This is a genomic window from Leptospira mtsangambouensis (assembly GCF_004770475.1).
Classification (GTDB): Bacteria; Spirochaetota; Leptospiria; order Leptospirales; family Leptospiraceae; genus Leptospira_A; species Leptospira_A mtsangambouensis.
The window spans coordinates 123,770-147,974 of record NZ_RQHK01000017.1; the positions used below are offsets into that span (position 1 = coordinate 123,770).

The following is a 24,205-nucleotide window of genomic DNA, read 5'->3' on the forward strand; positions in this document are numbered from 1 at the left end:
TTTTTCTTTTTCGATTCTCAAAACAAACTCCGTCTACATAAAGAACAGAATTTATCTAAATGAATTTGTGAGGGAATATGAAAACAAGAATCGAAACCGACTCTATGGGTGAAATTGCTGTAGAAAACACTCGTTACTGGGGTGCACAAACCGAACGTTCCCTCCACCACTTCCATATCGGCAATGATAGATTTCCGAGAGAAATGATTCGAGCTCTTGGAATTTTAAAAAAGTGCGCAGCTCTCACAAATCATGGACTCGGAATTTTATCCAAAGAAAAAACAGAACTCATCGTAAAAGCATCAGAAGAAGTCATCTCAGGAATTTTGGATGACCACTTTCCTCTTGTCATTTGGCAAACGGGATCAGGCACACAAACCAATATGAATGCGAATGAAGTTATATCGAATCGTGCCATCGAATTGGCAGGTGGAGTGATGGGTTCCAAAAATCCCATCCATCCCAATGACGATGTGAACAAAGCACAAAGTTCCAATGATACCTTTCCTACAGCCATGCACATTGCCTGCACAGAACAACTCGTTCACAAACTCATCCCCGCCTTACAAATACTTCACGATACCTTCCAAAAAAAATCAAAAGAGTTTACAAACATCATTAAAATTGGAAGAACCCATTTGCAAGACGCTACACCTCTCACATTAGGGCAGGAGTTTTCGGGTTATGTACAACAACTCTCCTATTCCATAGACAGAGTCAAACGGGTCTTACCATCTGTTTACCGATTGGCACTTGGCGGAACAGCTGTGGGAACAGGACTCAATACCCATCCTGAGTTTGCGGCGGGAGCGGCCGCTACGATAGCGAAAGAAACAGGACTTCCCTTTATCACTGCAGAAAACAAGTTTGAGGCACTCGCCGCCAATGATTCGTTAGTCGAAGTCAGTGGAGTTTTGAAAACCATTGCCTCTTCTCTGATGAAGATCGCAAACGATATTAGGTGGTTGGCCTCTGGCCCACGCTCTGGGATTGGAGAAATCTCCATTCCCGAAAATGAACCCGGCTCGTCCATTATGCCAGGAAAGGTCAATCCCACACAATCCGAAGCTATGACGATGGTGGCCGCACAGGTCATTGGAAATGATGTGGCAGTGAATGTAGGAGGATCTTCCGGTAATTTTGAACTGAACGTATTCAAACCACTGATTATTTTTAATGTTCTCAATTCCATACGCCTGTTAGCGGATGCGATTCTGTCTTTTGAAGAACATTGCGCAAGAGGAATAGAACCAAACCTTGAAACGATCGATCAAAATTTAAATCGTTCGTTAATGCTTGTGACAGCATTAAACCCTTATATTGGATATGACAAAGCTGCCAAAATTGCTAAAACAGCTCACAAAGAAAACTCTACGTTAAAAGAAGCGGGAATCAAATTAGGCATTTTGACAGCAGAAGAATTTGATCTTTGGGTGAAACCGGAAGAGATGATCTCGCCTCAAGAGTAGTTTTGCCTTTTAAAAATCCAACAAAACAATACATCTGTATATTAGAATATTCTGCTTATAAAATATGGAATATATCTTTTTTAATAAACTGATTGACTTTTTTATTCGATTCTTTTTATTTGCCCTTGTCTAGCTCATATAGAGACGGGGGAACCAAATTTTGGGGCGTACTGCAATTGCAGAGGATATCTCTCAATCCTAGCCCGACAGCTAACCTCGGAGACTTTGAGGGAGGGTAAATTACCTTCCGCAAACTATTTTTTTGTAAGGAAGGAAGTTTATGAAGTCCTCACTATTTTATTTCCTAGCGGTAGCTATTTTTTTTAGTTCACTCGCATTTGTTTTTTACCTCAGTCAGTTGTATTTCCCACTCAATCACGGTTTAAATCCTTTGAGTTTGGAATTTAACTTCTCTACTTTTTTTGTAGGTATCTTTGCTCATTTAAAATCTCCCTTCGGGCGATTGCTTCTGCAAATTTTACTAATCCTTGTTACATGCAAGATCTTTTCTTTTTTGTTTTCGTTGGTTCGAATACCCACTGTGATCGGAGAAATCACAGGAGGTTTGGTACTCGGGCCCTCCCTTCTTGGAATGTTGGCTCCCGAATTTTCCGAAATGATCTTTCCTGCCTCTTCTATGGGTTCATTAAAATTACTCAGCCAAGTGGGTTTGATATTTTTTATGTTTCTCATCGGGCTCGAAACTGACTGGAAAAATTTACATGGAAGTCTCCACACAGCAGTTGTCATCAGCCATGTATCGATCATGTTCCCATTTTTACTTGGGGTCGTTTCTTCCTTATTTTTATTTGAAACATTAGCACCCGAAAAAGTTTCATTTTTATCCTTCAGTTTATTTTTAGGTATCTCCATGTCGATCACCGCTTTTCCTGTGTTAGCACGGATTATTCAGGAAAAAAAATTAAATACCGAAAGGTCGGGAGTTCTTGCGATCACTTGTGCTGCAGCAGATGATGTCACGGCATGGCTGATTTTGGCTATGATTTTGGGACTCACCTCTTCCGATTCTATGTCAGGAGTTTTACTTTGTTTTTTAGGAGTGGTTCTCTTTCTTTATTTAGCATTCAAATATGTAAGGAAAAGGTTTGCGAGTAGTCTTTCCAAATTAGATGATATCGATTTTCTTCCTAGTTCCATTGTATTTTTCCTATTTATTTGGCTTACTTTTTCATCTTTATTCACTGAATCAATGGGGATCCACTCATTATTCGGAGCGTTTATCGCTGGTTCTACGATTCCAGCAAATCATAAAATCAGAAAAATTATCATTAATAAATTCCAAGATGTAAGTGTAATTTTTCTTCTTCCTTTATTTTTTGCATACTCAGGATTAAAAACGCAGATCGGACTTTTATCAGATCCAAATCTATTTTTGATTTGTTTATTGATTCTGTTTGTTGCCATTCTCGGTAAGTTAGGTGGTAGTACTATATCAGCCAGATTTTTGGGTGAATCCTGGAAAGATTCCCTTATCATCGGAATCCTTATGAATACAAGAGGACTTATGGAACTCATTGTGTTAAACATCGGATTAGAAATGGGAATCATTGGACCAGAGTTATTCACCATTATGGTGATTATGGCATTGGTTACAACAGCGATGAGTGGTCCGGCCATTAACTTAGTGCAGAAAATTTTTAAAAAGAAAGACATTCCAAATCTTATCCCTATTTCAGAAAATTCACAACAAGTGACTGCTTCCAAAATTTTGATCGCCTTTGCGAGACCCAAAACAGGGATTGATTTGGTAAAACTTTGTTATAAAATTTTTCCTAATGCAAAATTTCGAACCTTCCATGTGAATCAAAATTACAACTTTGATATTGAACAATCACAGTACGAAATGTCCATCCTCTTCGAAAACATTAGATTTATTTCTGCAAATGAAGGGATCCCTGTTGACTTTCAATTTTCCTCTTCGGAAAATTTTGAATCAGCTTTATGGGAACAGTTGGATGAATACAAACCAGATCTTATCATATTAGGATCACCAAATGTAGATTCATGGAAAGAAATTTATAAAGGTACGATTAAAAAGATTTTAAAATCTACCGATTGTTCTGTGGCTGTATTCGTAAACAAAGGACTCGAATCACTCAATAAAATATTTGTGGAATCTGAATCAGCGAAGGCTCTGTCCATCATCAACAAAATGGGAGGAGATTCAAGTTTGTTTCGAGAGTGGAAAGAGGGAGATCATTTTGAACCAAACCATCATATCTTCGTAAGAGATTGGAATTCAGAAGAGGATTTCGAATTTATGAAAAAGAACTATTTGATTTTAGGTAGAAAACGAATCTAAAGTTTTCACAACATTCCGAATCTTATCCCAATAGTTTTGGCGCCAACCTTCTTCTATATCAGGGATAAGTTCCTTCGGAACACCACGATGCGTGAGTACAACCTCAGTTCCACCTTCAGAAGTTTCTTTGAAGGTAAAGGATGCCATCGAAAAAATTCCTTCGGGAAAATCGGATCTTCTCCAAGCTTGGACAATTCGTTTTGAAGGAGCAAGATCGACGATGATTCCGGAAACTTTTCCAGACATAGTGGAAAACGTACCACCGATATGTTTGCTGATCGTGGCCGCTTCCCCAGTGAGTGAAGTGACCTTCTTCGAATCAGCAATGCATTGGTAAATTGTCATAGGTGAGGCTTTAAATTTCACTTTCTGTTTAATTGTTTTACACATCTCAATTTGCCTTACCTTGTATGGTTTCCAAATTTTTTTATCGTACACTTGGTACGGTTTTCAAATTTTTGATCAAACGAAAACTGTGAATTAAAATATAAACTTAATTCAACATTTGGAAAAAATCATTTCCTTTATCATCCACTACGATGAAGGCAGGGAAATTTTCCACATCAATGGACCAAACCGCTTCCATACCTAACTCTGGAAAATCCAACACTTCTACCTTTTTGATATTTTCTTTCGCAAGAAGGGCCGCCGGTCCACCGATGGATCCGAGGTAAAACCCACCATTTTTTTTGCAACTATCAGTGACCACCTTGGAACGATTTCCCTTAGCAAGAGAAATCATAGAATAACCTTTCTCTTGGAAAAGTGGGACGTAACTATCCATACGACCAGCTGTGGTTGGACCAAAGGAACCAGATGGCATTCCTTCTGGAGTTTTGGCAGGACCCGCATAATACACTGGATGGTTTTTGAAATATTCAGGAAGAGGTTCACCCTTATCCAATTTTTCCTTTAACTTGGCGTGAGCAATATCACGAGCCACAACCAAACGACCTGACAACATAACACGTGTTTTGACAGGATATTTGGTAAGAACCTTTAAAATTTCAGGCATTGGTTGGTTAAGATTGATATGTACAGATTCCGTACTAGAATCCACATCATCGATCGTTGGCAAAAACTTAGAAGGATCATATTCTAGTTTTTCTAAATAGATTCCGTCTTTTGTGATTTTTCCTTTGATGTTACGATCCGCACTGCAACTCACACCAAGTCCCACTGGACAAGAAGCACCGTGACGAGGGAGACGGATGACCTTAAAATCATGTGCTAAATACTTTCCACCAAACTGAGCTCCAATCCCTGATTTTTGAGCTGCTAGTAACATTTTTTCTTCCAGTTCTATATCGCGAAAAGCAGATCCAAATTTGTCTCCTTTGGTAGGCAAATGATCCAAATACCCAGCTGACGCCAGTTTTACGGTCTTTAAATTTGCTTCTGCTGACGTTCCTCCAATCACCACTGCGATATGGTAAGGAGGGCAAGCCGCTGTACCCAAGTTGGATACTTTTTCTGTGATGAATTTTTCGAGAGAAGCCGGATTGAGAAGTGCTTTTGTTTCTTGGAAAAGATACGTCTTGTTCGCAGACCCACCACCTTTTGCTAAAAATAGAAAACTGTATTTATCGCCAGGTGTGGAATAAATATCGATCTGAGCGGGTAAATTGGAACCGGAATTGACCTCGTCATACATAGTGAGAGGAACCACTTGTGAATAACGTAAGTTTCTGTTGACATAGGTATTATAAATTCCACGAGAAAGAGCTTCTGCGTCATCGCCACCGGTGATCACATATTCCCCTTTTTTTGCCATCACAATCCCGGTTCCTGTATCTTGGCAGGAAGGGAGCTGTTTGTCTGCGGCAATCACAGCATTTTTAAGGAGAGCCATGGCCACAAAACGATCGTTTGGTGTTGCTTCCGGATCATCTAAAATTTTACGAACTTTTTCCAGGTGTGCAGTTCTTAGATAAAAAGATACATCTTCCATTGCCTTTTCCGCAAGGAAGGTAAGACCCTCCGGTTCCACTTTTAGAATTTCTTTATCACCAAAGGGGACAGTGCTTACAAAATCTTTTGTTAATAATTTGTATTCGGTGGTGTCTTCTTTTAAAGGGAAAGGATCGGCGTAAAAAAACTCTGGCATGGAAACCTCTATTTATAACTTCTAATTTCGCGGGATTCCTCGTTTCGTAAATGAATTTTTACAAGGACTGTTAGAAACACTGAAGGGAAAGAGGAAAACAGGAAGGGAAAAAATCGTTTCTATTTTTTTAAAATCAGTCTATAACAAGAAAAAATGAAACAGAACCTAATTTATCTAATCCTTGTTTCTGTCTCTTCAATGATTTTTGCGGAAGGGAGGGAAATGGAAACCCCAACCCCAGAAGGAAAAAACAAAAAATCAGAATGGAGTTTGCTCTTAAAAAGACAGACCTACCACTACCTACCTTACGAATACAGCTCTCTTACGGATAAAAATGAATCCATTGTCCCCACTCGTTCTAGTTCCGCTTTAAAAGAAAATGGAAAGGTTCTCATTCCCTTTGTATTCAGTTATGAAAACTTAGAGAAAGGATTCAAAGTCGATCTTTCTTATTTTGAAATTGAAATCGTAAATGCAAATACCCTACTTTACCAACAGTCGGCCCAAGGTGGAAATGTATCCCGGTTTTATCTTTCTCCGACGGCTCGCTCTGAGTTTGAACTGAACCTTTACCAAACATTTTTCCTTAACAAAGATTGGAAATTGTATCTGGGAGGTGGGGTTCGTAATATCAACAGATATCTCTATGGAAACTATTTAGGACAAGGGACCTTCAAAGAATACTTTTTTACCTATGGGCCGCAAGTCTCAGCCCAAACGATCTACCAACTCACCCAAGAATTGTCATTCCACCTAACAATGGATGTATTCTACACACAAGGCACTCGGTTTTTCAAACAACCCAACTTAATGGAAGACCGTTTCCAATATTCTCTATCCACCGCAGGAACAGAAGGAATCTTTCGCGGTTATGAATGGGATAGTTCTCTCTCCTATTCCTTTCATCCTAATATGAAATTTTTTGTGGGTTATAATATGATTGTTTCTAAGTTCTCCTATTTGCATTACAATGAAATTCAGTTTAGCCGTAACACTGCAAATTTAGGATCACAGAATCCTTCCGTGACAGACAATTGGGAATGGAACCTGCCGAAAAAATCAGAAAACTTTGATCGTTTGCGTGGGATTTATTTGGGAATGATGGTCAGTTTTTAAGGAATCTTTTGGGAACTAGGATGGATTCATATGGTTCATTGTTGTCTAAAATAGGATGGAAACAAATGTTTTTGACCAACTTGCAAAAGAGTATGATACAAACGAAAGAATAGAATTAGCAAAAATCATAACGAGTGAGGTCCAGGCGGAATGCCAAGAGAGCCAATCAAAAACTTTATTTGATTATGGTTGTGGCACGGGTCTTGTCGGCCTTACCTTAACATCTTTAGTGTAACATGTACTTTTGATTGATGCATCAGAACCCATGTTAGACATTGTCCGAGAAAAAATCAAAAGAACAAATATACAGAATGCAGAGGTAATCCACTCCAACTTTCTGCAAAAATCAAAAACAAAAAAAGCAGATATTTTACTGGTTTCTTTGGTTCTATTGCATATCCCCGATACAAAAAAGATTTTAAAGTTTTTTTATGAAATCCTAAATCCCCAAGGAAAGATCATCCTTGTTGATTTTGATAAAAATGAAAAGATTTACCATCCGAAAGTGCATAACGGATTTACCGATTTAGAAATTAAGTCCTTATTTTCTGAAGTTGGGTTTCAGAATATAAATAAGAAAACATTTCATCATGGAAAAAATATTTTTATGAAGGAAGATGCTTCGCTTTTTTTGGCAACAGGGATCAAATGATATTACAAAAAGTCAAAATTGAAACCATAGAACTTACCTTATAACAAACGAATTCCGAATCGATTTAGAACCAACTGATATAGATAAAACAAAACAATAGTTAAAACTATACTGAAGAACATGGCGACCCAAAACCCGAAAGTAGCATTTAGTTTTGGAAATAATAAAAACATAGGTAAAGTTGGAATCACAAACCAAAAAGTATAATAGGCATGGTTCGAAATTTTTTCCCTACCTGCATTTTCAAATTTTAACCAAAACAATGTAAGAATGGTAACCAATGGAAGAGATGCGATGAGGCTTCCTACACGATCATTTCGTTTTGCCACTTCCGAAATGATGACAACAAGTGCAGCAGTGACTAAGTATTTGATAATCAAAAAAACCATAAATAAAACCTCCCTAATGAAAATCTAAAACATTCAGATTAAAAACACGATTCGAGTTCATTGAATAAGTTACAGTATTCATTGTTTGATTTATCTTTTCATTTTAAATGTCGAGAACGAGTTTACAACTTTCCCTTAGTTTCGTTTTGAACTTGGCAGATTTTTTTCATAAATCTGAATCCAATCCTTAGGACTCATCTTCGACACCAGTTCCCCAATCAATTTCCAAGGAATATCATCTAAGTTTTTAAAACGAATACAACTTTTTCCCATATCCAGTTTAGTTTTACAATGTTTGGGATATTCGGTTTGGAACCATTTGAGTAATTTTAGATCGGCATAAATTCCCATATGATAGAGAGCAAGTCCATTCTTTTGGGAAGCAATATGGAGAAAGGGAAGAGCTAGTTCCGGTGTTACATGATATCCCGCAGGATATGTTTTTTTAGGCACTACATAACCAATCATTTTGTATTGGATGGTTTCCTCAAAACCCTTGGGGAGATTTTTTTTGACTGTATTTCGAAGTTTGAGGAAAGCTTCTTTTCGATCTTCTGGTAAGGATTGGATGTATTCGAGAGCAGTGTTTGGCATGATAGATCCCAGATTCCGGTATAGAGTTTGTCATCGTAAAGAATTTGTTTCAATCAAAATATACAAACTAAGGTACATCCACAAAATCACCCAGACTGTCTCCATAAAAGGTTAAAAAGGTTTTATTGGGTTCAAAGGAAGCTGGATGAAACTCATCAAATTGAGTATTGCAATTTGTAATTTCCACAAAATTTTTGTAATTAAAGTATGAATCTTTTATGATGAAATTAAATGCATTCTTATCTGCATTGGTTTGAGTAACAAAAAGAAAGCTCATAAGGAAAACCAAGAAGATTTTAAATTTTTTATTTTGTTTCATAATGATTGTAACCTATCTATTAATGGGCATTTTCTGGATCTGCTGCCGTCGGTGTTGTAATTGAAATATTTCCGGATACAGAAACCGCCTTAAGCTTCGTGAAAAAAGATGATCGTTTGGCTGAAAAAGGAGGAGTTCGTAATTCGATATAGACTGTTTCCATTTGTCCTGATAGTCCAGAATCGCCATAAGATGGTGATTCATAGGAACTATCTCCACAAGCTGGTGAAGTTAGTTTGATATTCTGTCCTGGACTTTCCTGAATTGTAAAAGTAAAAAATCTAGTCTCTCCAGCAGGAGCCGTCTGTGTAAACCTTGCTCGGTTATCAAAAATAAAAGTATCTCCTGCTGCCATATAACGACTGTATGTTCCAGGTTCTAAAATAGGAATTTGTTCGGTTGGTGGACAGAATTGGTTAAAGTCCAAATTGGGAACCACAAAGAAAAATAGATACGTGGATAATTGGTCACTGGGAATTCCATACGTGTAGCCATTTTTTGAATCCGCATAACAACCGAAAAAAGTAAATGTGCCTAGTAATATGACTAAGATGGTCTTCATAGGCTGGTCACTCCACGTTTGATCAGTTCTTCATTAACTTTTTGGCGAATGGCCACTGCCTTTTCCCGAGCCATAATCAAAAAAGAAGTAGGAATTCCATTGTCTGTGGTATTTGAATAAAACTGGTTTTGCATCATCTTACAGTTGTTTTAACAACCATACGATAAGAAAATTCCAAAAAAGATAACCATTTTCTTGTTAGTTTCCACCCCTGCGCCATTTGCGCTGAGTGTATCGAAGTGGCGATAGAAGCGGAAATCCGAAGGATTGGAGCGGATAGCGCGGTCGAGATAGAATGGAATTTTTATTCGCATAACCAATACGAGGCGCCCAAATCGATACGGGAAGATAACTTTTCTTTATAAAAAATGGATGGGTATAAAAAAACCCACCAAATGGTGGGTTTGATTTAGAGAAAGATCTCTAATTGAGAAAGGTTACTTTCTTATTTAGAAACGACTTGGAAAGTCACACGACGGTTGATCGCGTCTTTTTCATCAAAACCAGAAATTGGCTTAGAAGAACCGGAAGCTTTTGTAACGATTCTGTCAGCAGGAATTCCTTGTTTTACTAGAGCATCTTTCACAGCATCAGAACGAATTTGTGAATAGTATCCGTTTCCTTTTTTAGCACCTTCTGCTTCTTCTGGACCAGATGCATCCGCATGACCAGTTACTTCTAAAGCGTATCCTTCAGGAAGTTTTGCAAGAGCGTCTTTGATGTAAGAAACGTTGTCTTTTGCCCAAGTTTTGAAATCTTCTGCTTGGATGTCCGCTTGTTTGTAGCTAAAACCTCTGCGACGAACACCATCTGGATAACGGTAGTCTTTGAGTGCTACATTGATTTCATCCAAAAGAGCTGCATTGAGATCTCTGGAAGATACAGTGGATGTTGTTCCCATAGTGGAAGTTGTGTCTTTCGGAGTTTCTTTTTCTTCAGAAGACGAACAATTCGTTAATGAAAGCGAAAGACCTGCGAGGAGGATGAGGCTTAAAAAAAATCCTTTTTTCATCAGTTGACCTACCTTAATGTTTCCATAGTTTAGTTCTTTTCATTAGATAACAACCGAAAATGCAAATATTTGTAACCGTTTCCGAAGATTATGACCAAAGTCGCCTGGATGTCTTTCTAAAAGACAATGCCGGAGACGATCTCAGCCGTTCTACTGTTCAAAAGTGGATTGATTCTGGATTTGTGACAAACAAAACCAAAGAGCAACTTGTCCATAAAAATGGATATAAAGTGACCGTTGGCGAAGAATATGTCGTGGATGTGATCGCAAGACCACCCTCAAGACTCGAACCCATCCCCATGGACATTCCTGTTCTCTATGACGAGGACGAATTTATGGTTATCCATAAGAAAGCCGGGATTGCTTGCCATAGTGGGCCTGGAGACGACCAACCTTCTCTTGTGAATGGACTCCTCCACCAATTTAAAAATCTTTCGGCTACCGGTGGTGAACGTCGTCCAGGGATTGTCCATCGTTTAGACAAACCCACAGAAGGTGTTCTCATCATTGCCAAAACCGATCGTGCCCATGCTGCCCTTTCCAAAATGTTCCAAGATAGGTTAGTTGAAAAAACTTATTACGCTTGGGTCCTCCAAGCTCCAGTGGAATCAGAAGGAACGATCAATCTACCGATTGGCCGTCATCCCGTGGAACGAGTGAAGATGTGCGTGAGAGAAGATGGAAGGATGGCCGTCACCCATTACCAAACTGAAAAAATTGTCCAAACACAAACAGGGCGTAAATTTAGTTTGATGAAACTAGGGCTTGAAACAGGTCGTACCCACCAAATCCGTGTTCATATGGCGAAGGTGGGTTGTCCCGTTGTGGGAGATACTTTGTATTCTCGTTCGGCAAAAGATTATACCCAATATGGACTTTTGCTTTTTGCGAAACGATTGGAGTTCCCTCATCCCTTTATTGCCGACAAACGAATCTTAGTGGAATTAGATTTTCCAGAACGATTCAAAACGTTTGAAAGGAAATGTCCAAGTTACTAATCCAACTGGAACATATGTTGAAACTGATTTTGATTTAAACTTTGTTAAGTGATTGGATCATTTATGTTGGTGGATTTAATTTAGATAACTGGTGATATTCGAATGATGCGGCGATTGATAAAACCAATCCTAATCTTACTAATTTTATTTGGCACCTTTCATTTGTTTTTTGATGCCATTTATGAAAACCATTTGGGAGAAGGAACCGATAGCGATATTTTATATCCTTATCTTTTTGCGCGGGATTTTTGGACTGGTGGCTTTGCCGAGGTTCGTGGTTGGAACCTTCCTCCTTGTTCCAGTTTATTTCCAGAAATTGTCCTATCGGTTCTGATTTACCCGCTTTTCCATTCAGTTTATTGGTTCCATTGGGTGTTTGGTTTTTTTTATTTTTTGATGCCCTTTGTTTTGGCCAAAACCTTGGGAATTCCAAACAAAGTTTCGTATTTGTTTTCTTTGGGATTTTTAGCCTTAGCCGGTGTTTTGCCCAATAGCCTCGGACAGTTTTATTTTCCGAGTTTCCATGCGGTTATATTTATTTTTGCCGCCTACACAATCTACGAAATCCAAAATTGGGATCCAAAAAATCGAATTCAGATGATTCGATTCCTTTTGGTTTTGTCTTTCATTTGGATTTCCGAATATTGGTTTTTTGTCCATATTGCTCCATTTTTACTAGTATATGCTCTCGTTCATTTGGAAAAAAAATCCGTTTTTCCCATTGGTTTGGTTCTCATTGGATTTGGTTTAGGAAAAGTTTGGCAACAAGGTTTACGCCTAAGTGGGATTGGAATTTTTACTTCAAAAGAACTACCCACAATGGATAGAATCCAATCAGCAAAAGGTTTGGTTTTAAAAGACCCAAGTTCTTGGGTTTCGGGGTTAACTGAATCTATCACCAAACATCCGATATTTGCCGAATGGTTTGATTGGTATCTTGTTTTACTTATTTTCTACATTTTGATTTCTGTATTTCGGCCCAAGGGAAAAAATTTATTTTTGGAATTAGTTTTATTCCTTTCTCCTTTTCTCTCAGTCATTGCGTTATTTATTTTTCAAATAGAACCAAACTTTCGTTATCTCTATTTTTTAGTTTTTTGTATTTTTTTCCTTATCTACCGAATTGTTACAATCATTCCTATCCTTCGTTCCGTGGCAGTATTCATTGTATTTTTAGGAATGGTTTTCTTTTACAATGATCGTTATCCAACATTAACTCAAAAAGTAAATGAAGGAGAAACCAAACGTTTGCACCGGATGGATTGCCTTTCCCAATTTGATCCTCAAGTTTCTGGTGCTTCTACCTACTGGCCAATTAAGTATGTTTACGCATTTTCCAACCAAAATTGGATTCTTGTTCCATTCACAAAAGAAGGGATCTACTACCCTTGGGTTTCCAACCGAACTTGGGACAAGGGATTAGAACAAAAATCTTTTGGAGAATTTTCCTGGGGGATCACAGAAACCAAAGAACATTTGGACCTTTGGAAAGGAGTTCGTTTGGTGAAAGAATGTGAAGGTTGGTATTTTTATCGTCGTTAGTCTCTTTATGGAAAACGTTGTACGGATTTAGATTGATTCCTTTTTTGATTTTATCAGTTTGGGATACGTTATGATAGAAATTCTCTCCGATCCCTCAGTATGGTTTGCACTATTGACACTGACTGCTTTGGAAATTGTCCTTGGCATCGACAATATCATCTTTATCTCCATCCTCTCCTCTCGATTGCCAAAAACCAAACAAAAGTCAGCAAGGCAAATTGGCCTCTTACTTGCCATGTTCACTCGTATCCTTTTGTTATTTTCTCTTTCACTGATTATGAAACTCACAAATCCAATCTTAACGATTCTGAACCATTCCATCAGTGGCCGTGATCTCATTTTGATTTTTGGAGGACTCTTTTTAATTGCTAAGTCTACCACAGAGATTCATCACAAACTAGAAGGAGAATCTGAGTTAGGTGAAGAATCAACCAAACGAGTTTCATTTTCAAAAGTCATCATTCAAATAATGATTCTTGACATTGTATTTTCTTTGGACTCAGTGATCACTGCAGTGGGAATGACAGACCAATTAGGAGTGATGATTGTTGCCGTTGTTCTATCTGTAGGATTTATGTTATTATCTAGTGGAAGTATTTCTGATTTTGTCGACAGACATCCAACTATCAAAATTTTAGCTTTAAGTTTTTTAATTTTGATTGGAGTGGCTTTACTTGGAGAAGGATTTGAATTACACATTCCGAAAGGGTACATTTACTTTGCGATGTGTTTTTCAGTGATTGTTGAATTCTTAAATATGAAACTCCGTTCCAAACCGGAAAAACCAGTCGCATTAAAAGGAAAATTCTAATGAAACGAAAAGAGTTTATCAAACGATCTGCCTTGTTGTATACCGCACTCCAATTTCCTGTACAAAGTGAATCCAAACAGGATGAGGACAAATCCACTCAAACAAAAGTCTCTCCTTGGTTGGAAGCGGATGACCTTGCTGACCTTCGCGTTTTACTCGTCGGATTACAATCCGATCCCAAAGGAATTCAAATTGCTGGAAACTGGAGTCCTGGAAAAGTTTTCACCCATTGTGCCCAAAGCATTGAGTATTCACTGAATGGGTATCCTGAAATGAAATCATCTCTCTTCCGAGGTTCTGTCGGAAAAATTGCATTTTCTGTATTTGCTTTTAAAAATAAAATGAATCATGGTTTAGAAGAACCCATTCCCGGCGCGGAGGAAATTTCCAATGCCACTGAATTAAAAGTTGGGATCACAAGGCTCATCAAAGCCATCGATGATTTTTCCAAAACAAAAGAGTCTTCTCTACGACCTCATTTTGCTTATGGTGAACTCACAAAAGAAGAATATGATGTAGCACATAGCCTTCATATCAAAAATCACATGGAACGAGTGTTACTCTAAAATCGCTTCTATTTGTTGGCAGAGGTCCTCTGCCTTATACATTTTGGAATAATAAGCAGAAACTATGGTTTCTAAACCTTCTTCTTCCAAAAACTTATCACCGCCGGAAAGCGGGGCATCCGAACTGACTAAGATGATGGGTATTTTTTGGTTTTGGTTACGACGCCCTTCCCACTCGTGAATTAATGAAATCCCATTCATTCCAGGCATATGCAAATCGGTAATGATAAGGCTTGGAGTGATTCTTGATAAATGTGACAAAGCTTCTTCCCCATTTCCAGCTTCAATCACAATCCATTGATTTCTTCGCATAACCTCAGCTAGGTCTGATCTAAAATTACCAGAATCATCTACAAGTAACACAGATTTTGTGCTTTTTGATAAAGAAATCTCAAAGGCAGAACCAACACCTAAAACTGATTTAATTCGAAGTTTTCCAAAGTGTGCTTCCAAAATATTTGTACATAATTGTAAACCAAGCCCCGTACCACGTTCTCCTGCAGTACCTGGCATACTTTTTATTGTTTCTTCGCCGGTGAGCCGGTGGATTTGTTCTTCACTCATTCCTAAACCCCGGTCCCGAATTTCTGCAGAAAGCCATTTCCCTTTATAAGAAAGACCAACCCAAACTTCCGAATTCAGATAAGAATACTTAATAGAATTGGTAAGGATATTTTTAAATACTTCGCCAATCAAAGTGCGGTCAGCAATGATTTCTGCTTGGATGGGAGTGTCTTTTTGGATTCGAATCCCTTTGAGTGTGGCCAATGGTTCTACTGATTCAATAATTTCGTTCAGTAGTTCGTTCACACAAAACCGAGTTTGAATGAGTTTGGTTCCAAAGGCATCAAACCGACTTACATCCAATAATTGTTCCAACATACGAAGAGATTGTGTGACGCCTGTTTTACAAATTTCTAAAAATTTCTTTTTTTCTTCTTCGGTTGTTTCGCTAAAACTAAAATCGATTACATCCAAAATTTGATTCACACTATTCAGAGGCGAACGTAAGTCATGCGAAATTAAAGAAACGAAGTTTGCCTTCCAACGATTTGCCTTTTCCAATTCCATCGTACGTGCTTTTACTTTTTTTTCGAGGGCTTCTTTTCGTTTATATAATTCTTTTGATAAGGTTTCGGATCTTTTATAAACACGAACTAACCCTAAAGTCACACCCAATGTTTGCGGAAAAATAAACAAATATAAAGAAACAAGTCCAAGTGGCCTATATCCAAAATTAGGATTTGTTATTAAAAAAATGTCGATTAGGCCACCGATAATGGCTAGTAACAAACTAAAGAAATACAATCTACTTTCTTTTCGTTGGAAATAAAGAGCAAGAGAGACAGAAAACAGTCCCAAAAATACAAACACAACAGAAGTAAACTCGAAATAAAAGGAAAGTTTCGAAAGATAAGAAACCGGAGTCAATAGAACTACGGCTAAAAAACTCAATGTATACAGTTTTAGCAAAACCAAGATTCGTTTGAAAAAACGCATTTGTGCTAAATTAAGAACAACATAACCACCGAAGTATAAAACCAAAACAAATCCAATTCGAGAAAATCGAAACAATGCCATACAATAATCATCTGAAAGAAGATTAAACAAAACTCTTGTTTCAATCAATGTGGAAGAGAGAATGAGAATCCCCAAATAAACAAAGGTCATACGAAGTGCATTTCTTTCTGAACGATTGATAAAATAAACCAAGGCATGATAGATGGAAAGAAACAACATGAAGATCATAATGATCCAAGAAATTGTAAAATTTACATTCCATATACTTATGATGTTTTGAAGTTTTCCTAATCGAATGATTCCATGTATCCCTGCATACTTATGAGAGAAATTGGAAATATGAATGACCAGGTTTATTTTTTTGGAGACTCCAGTGAGAGGAATAATTTTGGAATGAAAAGAAGGTCTGTGTTGTTCTGCGGATTTTGCAATGGTTCCATTTTCACCAACCAATTTTCCGTTCACATAAATTTGATACGCACTATGCAATACAGGAACCGAAATGGCAAAAGGTTCATTTTCAGAAGTATTGTCCGGCAAAAGAACTGTTAGGCGATAGGTGGCAAAACCAAAACTTGGATACAATTCCCCATCTTCATTCTCTTGGGAAAACCAAGGAACACCTACTTTAAGATAAGATTTGTGATTCGGTAACTCCGTGGTGGGATCCAAAAACTCATTCCAATAAAATTCCCAATTCCCAGTCAGGTTTATCGTTTCCCCTGAAAAGTCTGCGACTCTCGCATCCAAAACACCATCTTTTGCCAGTAAGGTTGGGTAGGCGTCAAACCGGCAGGAGGCGGTGCCAATGATGACAACTGCGAAAATTAAGGGATATCTACAAAAAATAAGTAAGTCCCAGAAAGATTTTTGGATGGATGAGAAGAATACTCTGAGAATCATAAGGCTGTGGAATCCATAAAAATTGCCATCTTAGAAGATCATTCCGTTGTCACTGAAGGAATCATATCTATCCTGAAATCCAATCCTTTCTTTTCTCTTGCCGGAGAATTTCGAACGGCAGCCGATTTGTTTCATTTTTTAGAATCGAATCCCATTGATATTTTGGTTTTAGACATCGATTTACCTGACCGAAATGGTATCGATGTATTGCGTGAAATTAAAGAAAAACACCAACCAACAAAAGTCATTATCTTTTCTTTACATGGAAGCCGTGTCTATGTAGAAGATGCCATCAAAGCCAAGGCTGATGGGTATATGTTAAAGTCAGATCCTATCTCCAAACTTCCCGAAGTCATTACACTTGTGATGAAAGGTGGTTCATTTATTTCCGAGGGAGTGAGCAAAGTACAACTTCCATTTTCTGCCTTTCAAATGGAAATTCTCAACCTACTCGTCCAAGGTTTATCTCAAAACGAAGTGGCAGATCGAATCCAAAAGTCTAGAAAAACTGTGGAATACCATCTCAACCAAATGCGGACAAAGTTTTCTTGTAAAAACAATAACGAGCTCATTTCCAAGTACGAAAAAGAAATACAAAAATAGTCAATTCGTGATTTCTCAGTCATTTGTTTCGATTAGTATATTGTTATGAAACAAATCTATTTACTTCGCCATGCCAAATCAGAATGGGATGAACCTTATGATTCTGATTTGGATCGCAGCCTTTCCCGCCGAGGGAAAGAACAATCCAAAGCCCTAAGAGATTATTTAAAAGAAAGTCGTTTTGAATTTGATCAATGTTTTGTCTCACCGGCAGAACGAACTTTAAAAACCTATTCTTCCCTTCGTAAAGAAATCCTTCGGTTCCCCAAACCTGAACTTCGCGAATCCATTTATGATGCTGAGAAAGAGGATCTCCTTTTTTTGCTACAAGGACTCTCCCCGGCCGTACGTTCCGTCTGTTTGGTCGGACACAATCCAGGGTTAGAGGACTTAGGAAGTTCCCTCCTGTTTGGTGAATCAGAGTTTTCTCACTTTCAGAAATTTCCGACGGCCGCATTTCTCGGCTTGAGTTTTTCAAAAGATTCATGGAAAGATCTTAGCTGGGGCAGTTGCCAATTGTCGGTATTCTGGATCCCCGGGCAAATAGGCAAAGAATGAAACCTTTATATTCAGAAGAACGAATCCACCAAAGGGTAGAAGAGCTCGCCAGAGAGATTTCTCGCGATTTCTTAAGTAAAGATTTAGTTGTGATTGGAATCCTAAACGGTGGATTTATTTTCACTGCTGACCTTTGCCGTAGCATTGCCATTCCGCACGAGGTCGACTTTATGGCAGCATCATCTTATGGAGATTCGACTTCATCTGGAGATTTAAAAATCACCAAAGAGCTAAAACATTCAGTTCAAAATAAATCAGTCCTTCTTGTGGAAGATATCGTAGATACAGGAAAAACTTTAGAATACTTGTTAGAAGAAGTAGGAAAACAAAACCCAAAAGACTTAAGAGTGGCTGCCCTCTTTTGGAAAAAATCAAAAGCTAATCCACACATTCCCGTTGATTATCCAGGATTTATCATCGAGGACGATTTTCTTGTGGGTTATGGTTTGGACTATAAAGGTAGATTTCGTAATCTACCTTATGTTGCAAAGTTGGAAGGTACGGATTCTACGCTTTAGAGAAATTTATTTCCTTACCTTATCATCTGTTTTTCGGCCACCAAAAGTTAAGAAAATAAATTTTACAATGATCTAAGTGATTCATTTGGGCGCCTCGCATTGGTTAGATGATACCAATCTAATTGAAACAGCGACCGGGCTCCTCCGGGGTGCGCTTACGCTCCCGTCTCACCTGCATCAGGTGAGACCAAGCCCTTCGGATCCCTGGCGCGGGGAGGAGTTACCAGATAAGTAATGAATGCTTACGTCCACCAAAAGTAGAAAAAGACAAAACCAAAAGTTTTCCATTCTTTGGATCTAAAATAGCAGCAGGTTCAGATGCAGGTAATACGGCGTCCACATTACTTTCATTACCTAGGAAATTGAATAAATCAGTATGCGAACAATTTTTACCATCCATATCGCATCGAAACAAAGACGGCTTATAATTGTTAGCTTGATTTTTTGTTACAATTAAGATTTTTCTGTTATGGTAATCAATGTTTAAAATTGGTGTTCGACCTGAATGAGTTCCTTGACCAGTTTGAGTCGATATATCACTATGTGAACAACTTAATCCATCTAAATTACAATTAGTAAAATTTAGTTTACCACTGTTCCCTGAATCTGCCGTAGCTACTAACAACTTGCTATCAACATAGTCTATAGAAATACTTGGGTAATATCCAGAATCAGTTCCTAGATTGGTGGAAATATTTCTATTTGTACAATTTGTTCCATCAAGATTGCACCTAAATAAATAATATCTTAATCCGTCATATGGTAGCACCACCAACAATTTGTTATTTTTATTATCAATAATTAAACTATTATATGAATTGTAAACTGAACCAGTTATAATCCTATATATGCAATTAATACCTGATAAATCACATCGAAAAAGCCCAAGGGAGTTTTGAGTTGAATTTCGTGCAATAACCAATAGTTTATTGTTTATAGGATCTATTATTGCTTTTATACTATTGAGTGAAGCAGAGTTATACCCTTGACCAACTGATATATCCTGAAAATTGCAATCTGATAAATTAAGTTCACAAACAAACAAACCTGGCTGCAATCCTAGATTATTTACCACTAAAACTTTCTTATTAATTGGATCTACTACAACTCTTGTTCTCATTGACCAAAAATGTGAGTTTGGGATTACTTTTGACAAAACAGTAAACGTACAATCTGTACCATTTAATTCACAACGAATTAATCTTATTTCATCATTAGATATCAATGTCGACACATACAGTTTTTGATTTACATCATCTATAGTCATGCTTGGGAAATAATCTTCATATATTATTTGACCTGCTGAAACATCAATCCTATTACCTATCAGACTCGTCCCTGGTGGTGCAGCGGTCGTTAACGCCCCCGCTTCTAACAACGAAACTCCGCTTGTTCCAGCTGCATTACTAGCAACTACTCGAAAGTAATACAATGTCCCACCTGCCAGTCCAGTAATTGTTACATAAGGATCTGTCACAGGTCCAAAACTAGTGGAAGCCGTTGTTACACCGGGACTTGTGCTATAGTACACTGTGTACGATGTGGCTCCAGTCACATGCCACCACTGCACAACAGCACTGGTTCCACCCGCTTGCGCTTCTACAAAAGCAGGAGCATCCGGAGGACCAACGATATCAAAACTTTGATTTCCACCTGAACTGATGTTTCCCGCTACGTCACGAGCCAAGTATTTCACTTGGTTGCTACCATTGGCAAGTGCCACCGGAGAAGAATACACTGTACCATTGGTCACAGCACCACTACCGTCAAACGTGGGTTCTGTGCCATTCAAGGTATAAATGATTTTATCGCATCCAGATCCGCCAGTGTCGGAACAACTGAGTTGGAGTTGGGTTCCCGATGCAAATGGTCCCGATCCAGAAGGAGAGGCCATCGTAACTACAGGAGCTGTACTGTCTTTGTTTGTCGTACGAGAGGTGGATCCAAAACTACCAATTAGGTTTGCGACACAAATACGGATGGTATTGTCTCCTTCTGTAAAATGAGAATTGGCAATCGTGGAAGTGATGTCAGTTGTGGCAGCCACATTTCCAGATACATTGGCGTTACTGCCTGTATTGGTTAATGCCGTACCATTGGCACAACTAGATCCACCCAAACGGATCTGATAGGCTCCAGCTTTGGAACTTTGCCAGCTTAAAGATAGATACGAAGATCCATTGATGGCTGCCGTGTGAGAATTCACGGTGATCGTGGCCACTTGTGTGTCCACAGTATAGTTTTGAGAATTCACACTAGAAACATTTCCCGCTTTGTCTCGAGCCACAAACTTCATATAGGTGACAGCTCCATCGGTCATGGCTATGGCGCTTGCGTATAAAGTTCCACTACTTACCGTTCCAGTCGTTCCTTGGATGGCAGGAATTGACGGTGCGGAACCAGCTTGGACAGCATAAGCAACCTGCTCACATCCAGAACCACCTGTATCGGAACAAGATAGAGAAACAGAGGTTGCTTCTCCATAACTTCCCGCACCAGGAGATGCTGTGACAACCGGTGCTGCATCATCTCGTTGCAAACTAACAGAAACAAATCCTGTCAGTCCATTCGAAGCGGTTACACAGATGCGGTATATCTTTATGCCTTCACTTGTAAAATGAGTATGGGAACGAAGAAACCCCTGGTCTACATTGGCAGTAGCAGATCCCGTCGTAGCAATGGTTCCTGAATCACAAGAACTCCCTTCTCGAATAGTGAAAGACCCAGAGCGATCCGATCTCCAAGTCGCAGTAGAACTAGATATTGCGCCTGCAGAAGAACTGATAGCTGTTGCCGATTGGCTTACAATTGTGAGTGCAGGGATTTTAGTATCAATCGTATAAACAATGTTTATCGGTGCAGAAAGATTTCCTGCTAAGTCACGACAGATGGCTTGGAGGGTATGACTTCCTTCTGTAGAAAGAGAAACTGCCTTGGAAGATTTTGCAATGATGGTTCCATGTTTTGGAGAGAAACTAGGAGTCGATGCATCCAAAGTATAAACAATGGATCCTGGAGCTTTGTTGTCGGAACAAGTAAGAGTTGTGGTTTGAGTCGTGGAAAAAGTTCCAGTTAACAAGGAACTGGTGATAGTTGGGGGTGTTGTGTCACCAAGGATCGTGACAATCGCAGTATCATTCGGTGTTCCATCTCCATCGGTATCAAAGCCAAGTGGATTGCCATTTGCATCCACGATGACGACCACAGGGTTTCCTGTTCCGCCAGGTCCTGTTGTGAGAAAACCAGGAGGGTTTGGACTAATATAATAATCAGGGAGTCCGTCACCATTGGAATCAACAGCATCGGGAATCCCATCCCCATTGGTATCGATGAGGATTAAATTGGGAGTGGTTCCACCGGTAAGGTTGATTCCATCAGAAACACCATCTCCATCAGAATCGACAAAGGTTCCGTCTGTTTTACCATCACCTGACAGATCAATGGTGGCACCTGGAGTTAGGTTTTGAGAGGAAGCGGGATTACCCCCAACAAGACCTAGAAGAAAGGTAAATGGATTAAAGCCTGCTTCACCACCACCATTGGGTAAAAACAGAACACAATTGTGAGTGAATAGAATGAGAAAGGCAAGAAGGAAAGTTTGTTTTTCGATTCGCATGTTTTTTTAACCTAAAAAAATTGATAGATTTGAAAACGATCTTGAAGATATGAATTACTAGGAAGACAGTTAATTTTCATTAGCTTGTGAAAAAATTTAAAATTACCGCTAAAAATGTTCTAAAAAGTGCATTTCACCGTTTTTAACGGTTTTGTTAAAAAATAACATTCGTAAGAAGGTGGTTTCCTGAATTTTCCAAGAAAACCGTATTGTGAATTATTTCAGGAATTTTCCTAAACCTAAATTATGTTTCATATTAGAAAACAATAATTTTATAGATTGAATGGTCCATAAAATTCAAAACCACCCGTTCATACATGTAAAAAACTCTAAACCTTTACCAAAAGCATTTTTAATTTTTGTTGATAAATTATTTTCAATTTATAACAATAGTAAATTCACTTATTATAAACTATCCATATAACATTTTGCTGAAATTTTAATAAAACCTATCTAATGCAAATTCCATACAAACTCAAAAGTTTATTTTTATTATTCCCAATTTTAATATCGAGCTTTTGTAAACCGGAATCTCTCAATAACTTCTGTGATCCAAAATCAGATTCCTATCTTTCCTCTTTATTTTTCCAATCGGCCACTACCGCTGAGTCCCACTACTGTGGAAATAATCTAGTAAATGTTCCCCCATTTGAGTATAAATTTTCAAAATACCGATTGTATCTAAACTTTCCAGTTTCCATCATTCCTAGATATAAATCTAATTCTAGTTATTCGGTGCAAGGAACATTACCTGTCGGGCTTAGTTTTGATTCATTTTCGGGAGAAATTAAAGGTACCACTGCTGCAATCACAGAAAATACTCCTATTACCATTACAAGAAGTAATCCCGGATATGCCGTTTTTACCATCACACTTCAAGTTGTAGATACAAGTGCAACCATGGTCTATGGACAATACGGGTCATTTACTTGTGGTTCTACTTATAATACAGGGGCTTGTGCAATCAGTGCCGTTGCATCTAGCCAAAATCTAAGCGCCCCTTATTGGGTGACTGTGGATACCTCAGGAGGCGTTTATATTTCCGGAGTGAACCGCGTCCAATACTATCCACCTAACATAAATATATCTTCTAGAGTGTACGGACAATTTGGTGATTCTACTTGTGATGTGATCAATAGAGCCTCCGCAGGAACCTGTGCTGGTACTGCTGTGAGTGAAAATTCCCTAAATAGTGTTCGCGGAATAGGAATTGACCAAGACAACGGATTGTATGCAGCGGATATGGGAAACAATCGCATTTTGCATTTTCCCAAAAACACTTCGATTCCCTCTGCAGTTTATGGACAACCTGGGTATACTAGTTCTTCGGCAGGACTTGCTAGTGCTACTACCTTAAGTACCCCAATGGGAGTGATCCATGCTCCCGACGGAGGAGTGTATACTTCTGAATCTGCATACCATCGTGTCCTTTACTTTCCCGCCGGTTCCACTACGGCTACTCGTGTTTATGGACAACCAGATTTGACCTCTAGTTCATTTGGATGTTCCAATATAAAAATGAGTAGTCCAAACGGAATGGTTTTAGATTCCGAAGGTGGATTGTACATCTCCGATAATGGCAATAGCAGAATCCTATATTTTCCCCCAGGATCCACAACCGCCACCCGAGTGTATGGCCAACCAGATTTTATCACATGCGGTGGTGGTAGTTCAGGTCCAACAAGTCTTTCTGGTCCGACTGGATTAGCTTTAGACCAAAGTGATAATCTTTTTGTATCAGATTCGGGTAACAACCGTGTGGTGATGTATCCGAGGACTACCCAAACAGAAGGGATTGCCGCTGTCGCAGTTTTTGGTCAGTTCAATGATCTAATCTGTTCTGTGGCAAACAATGGAGGAAGTTGTAATGCAGGAGTCATTGGACCTAAAAGTCTATATTCCCCTACTGGAATTTTTTTCAACAAATTCGGCCAACTGTACATAGCGGACCGAATGAATCATAGAGTTTTAGTTTACTAAGTACAACAAACGAAGAAAACGTTTGTTTGAAATTTAAATCGAAAAA

23 protein-coding genes and 1 riboswitch are annotated in these 24,205 nt (G+C 38.6%); of the genes, 13 read left to right on the forward strand and 10 right to left on the reverse strand.

What is annotated here, in order from left to right; all coding sequences use genetic code 11:
- The first annotated feature begins 77 nt into the window (after positions 1–77).
- Positions 78–1,469 carry a class II fumarate hydratase gene (fumC, locus tag EHR01_RS13005; RefSeq protein WP_135695188.1) on the forward strand — a complete coding sequence of 464 codons (1,392 nt, stop codon included), beginning with the start codon at positions 78–80 and terminating at the stop codon, positions 1,467–1,469.
- Between the two features lie 116 nt (positions 1,470–1,585).
- Positions 1,586–1,708: riboswitch (cyclic di-AMP (ydaO/yuaA leader) on the forward strand.
- Between the two features lie 41 nt (positions 1,709–1,749).
- A complete protein-coding gene (locus EHR01_RS13010) occupies positions 1,750–3,792 on the forward strand; it encodes a cation:proton antiporter (protein WP_135695189.1) in 2,043 nt (680 codons plus the stop codon).
- On the opposite strand, the gene EHR01_RS13015 is transcribed toward EHR01_RS13010, so the two are convergent.
- Positions 3,772–4,158 carry an SRPBCC domain-containing protein gene (locus EHR01_RS13015; protein WP_244310110.1) on the reverse strand — a complete coding sequence of 129 codons (387 nt, stop codon included), beginning with the start codon at positions 4,156–4,158 and terminating at the stop codon, positions 3,772–3,774. The genes EHR01_RS13010 and EHR01_RS13015 overlap by 21 nt on opposite strands.
- Positions 4,159–4,285: 127 nt before the next feature.
- Entirely contained in the window at positions 4,286–5,899 is a 1,614-nt protein-coding gene (locus EHR01_RS13020; protein WP_135695190.1) for a fumarate hydratase, read from the reverse strand.
- Positions 5,900–6,052: 153 nt separating this feature from the next.
- Here EHR01_RS13020 and EHR01_RS13025 point away from each other — a divergent pair, with 153 nt between their 5' ends.
- From EHR01_RS13025 to EHR01_RS19370, 3 genes are read left to right on the forward strand one after another with little or no spacing between them, the layout of a single operon-like run.
- Positions 6,053–7,015, forward strand: coding sequence for an LA_2444/LA_4059 family outer membrane protein (locus tag EHR01_RS13025; RefSeq protein ID WP_135695191.1), 963 nt, complete (start codon positions 6,053–6,055; stop codon positions 7,013–7,015).
- A 55-nt stretch (positions 7,016–7,070) separates the two neighbouring features.
- Positions 7,071–7,250 (forward strand): class I SAM-dependent methyltransferase, encoded by a 180-nt coding sequence (locus EHR01_RS19365; RefSeq protein WP_244310111.1) that lies wholly within the window; start codon positions 7,071–7,073, stop codon positions 7,248–7,250.
- Positions 7,251–7,280: 30 nt separating this feature from the next.
- Positions 7,281–7,667, forward strand: a complete 387-nt coding sequence (locus tag EHR01_RS19370; protein WP_244310112.1) for a class I SAM-dependent methyltransferase — start codon at positions 7,281–7,283, stop codon at positions 7,665–7,667.
- Positions 7,668–7,705: 38 nt separating this feature from the next.
- Here the strand turns inward: EHR01_RS19370 and EHR01_RS13035 are convergent, their stop codons facing one another.
- The 6 genes from EHR01_RS13035 to loa22 form a co-directional block, all read right to left on the reverse strand.
- Positions 7,706–8,056 (reverse strand): DUF3147 family protein, encoded by a 351-nt coding sequence (locus EHR01_RS13035; protein WP_135695192.1) that lies wholly within the window; start codon positions 8,054–8,056, stop codon positions 7,706–7,708.
- A gap of 135 nt (positions 8,057–8,191) precedes the next feature.
- The gene (locus EHR01_RS13040; protein WP_135695193.1) at positions 8,192–8,650 is read right to left on the reverse strand and encodes a DUF1801 domain-containing protein; all 459 of its coding nucleotides are present in this window, start codon (positions 8,648–8,650) and stop codon (positions 8,192–8,194) included.
- 67 nt (positions 8,651–8,717) lie between these two features.
- The gene (locus tag EHR01_RS13045) at positions 8,718–8,969 is read right to left on the reverse strand and encodes a hypothetical protein (RefSeq protein ID WP_135695194.1); all 252 of its coding nucleotides are present in this window, start codon (positions 8,967–8,969) and stop codon (positions 8,718–8,720) included.
- A 19-nt stretch (positions 8,970–8,988) separates the two neighbouring features.
- Positions 8,989–9,531, reverse strand: coding sequence for an LIC_10705 family lipoprotein (locus EHR01_RS13050; protein WP_244310113.1), 543 nt, complete (start codon positions 9,529–9,531; stop codon positions 8,989–8,991).
- The gene (locus tag EHR01_RS19220) at positions 9,528–9,668 is read right to left on the reverse strand and encodes a hypothetical protein (protein ID WP_167482952.1); all 141 of its coding nucleotides are present in this window, start codon (positions 9,666–9,668) and stop codon (positions 9,528–9,530) included. The genes EHR01_RS13050 and EHR01_RS19220 overlap by 4 nt, the downstream gene beginning before the upstream one ends.
- Positions 9,669–9,976: 308 nt before the next feature.
- A complete protein-coding gene (gene loa22 / locus EHR01_RS13055) occupies positions 9,977–10,546 on the reverse strand; it encodes an OmpA family outer membrane lipoprotein Loa22 (RefSeq protein ID WP_208721809.1) in 570 nt (189 codons plus the stop codon).
- Positions 10,547–10,602: 56 nt separating this feature from the next.
- On the opposite strand from loa22, the gene EHR01_RS13060 reads away from it, so the two are divergent.
- The 4 genes from EHR01_RS13060 (at position 10,603) to EHR01_RS13075 (ending at position 14,460) form a co-directional block, all read left to right on the forward strand.
- The gene (locus EHR01_RS13060; protein ID WP_135695196.1) at positions 10,603–11,541 is read left to right on the forward strand and encodes an RluA family pseudouridine synthase; all 939 of its coding nucleotides are present in this window, start codon (positions 10,603–10,605) and stop codon (positions 11,539–11,541) included.
- A gap of 105 nt (positions 11,542–11,646) precedes the next feature.
- Positions 11,647–13,083: an Asp23/Gls24 family envelope stress response protein gene (locus EHR01_RS13065; RefSeq protein ID WP_425269990.1), complete on the forward strand. Its 1,437-nt coding sequence runs from the start codon at positions 11,647–11,649 to the stop codon at positions 13,081–13,083.
- Between the two features lie 73 nt (positions 13,084–13,156).
- Positions 13,157–13,894 (forward strand): TerC family protein, encoded by a 738-nt coding sequence (locus EHR01_RS13070; RefSeq protein WP_208721810.1) that lies wholly within the window; start codon positions 13,157–13,159, stop codon positions 13,892–13,894.
- Complete coding sequence (locus tag EHR01_RS13075; RefSeq protein ID WP_135695199.1) at positions 13,894–14,460, forward strand: DUF1569 domain-containing protein; 567 nt, start codon at positions 13,894–13,896, stop codon at positions 14,458–14,460. The genes EHR01_RS13070 and EHR01_RS13075 overlap by 1 nt, the downstream gene beginning before the upstream one ends.
- On the opposite strand, the gene EHR01_RS13080 is transcribed toward EHR01_RS13075, so the two are convergent.
- Positions 14,452–16,884: a hybrid sensor histidine kinase/response regulator gene (locus EHR01_RS13080; protein WP_208721778.1), complete on the reverse strand. Its 2,433-nt coding sequence runs from the start codon at positions 16,882–16,884 to the stop codon at positions 14,452–14,454. The two genes, EHR01_RS13075 and EHR01_RS13080, sit on opposite strands and share 9 nt — an antisense overlap.
- A gap of 6 nt (positions 16,885–16,890) precedes the next feature.
- On the opposite strand from EHR01_RS13080, the gene EHR01_RS13085 reads away from it, so the two are divergent.
- From EHR01_RS13085 to hpt, 3 genes are read left to right on the forward strand one after another with little or no spacing between them, the layout of a single operon-like run.
- Positions 16,891–17,487, forward strand: a complete 597-nt coding sequence (locus tag EHR01_RS13085; RefSeq protein ID WP_135695202.1) for a response regulator transcription factor — start codon at positions 16,891–16,893, stop codon at positions 17,485–17,487.
- A gap of 45 nt (positions 17,488–17,532) precedes the next feature.
- Positions 17,533–18,045, forward strand: a complete 513-nt coding sequence (locus EHR01_RS13090; RefSeq protein WP_135695204.1) for a SixA phosphatase family protein — start codon at positions 17,533–17,535, stop codon at positions 18,043–18,045.
- On the forward strand, positions 18,042–18,563 hold the full coding sequence (gene hpt / locus EHR01_RS13095; RefSeq protein ID WP_135695206.1) for a hypoxanthine phosphoribosyltransferase: 522 nt from the start codon (positions 18,042–18,044) through the stop codon (positions 18,561–18,563). Before EHR01_RS13090 ends, hpt begins: the two co-directional genes overlap by 4 nt.
- Before the next feature lie 220 nt (positions 18,564–18,783).
- Here hpt and EHR01_RS13100 read toward each other — a convergent pair whose 3' ends face one another.
- Complete coding sequence (locus tag EHR01_RS13100) at positions 18,784–22,179, reverse strand: chitobiase/beta-hexosaminidase C-terminal domain-containing protein (RefSeq protein ID WP_135695208.1); 3,396 nt, start codon at positions 22,177–22,179, stop codon at positions 18,784–18,786.
- A gap of 456 nt (positions 22,180–22,635) precedes the next feature.
- Between EHR01_RS13100 and EHR01_RS13105 the strand changes: the two genes are divergently transcribed.
- On the forward strand, positions 22,636–24,159 hold the full coding sequence (locus EHR01_RS13105) for an NHL repeat-containing protein (protein ID WP_135695209.1): 1,524 nt from the start codon (positions 22,636–22,638) through the stop codon (positions 24,157–24,159).
- The last annotated feature ends 46 nt before the right edge of the window (positions 24,160–24,205 follow it).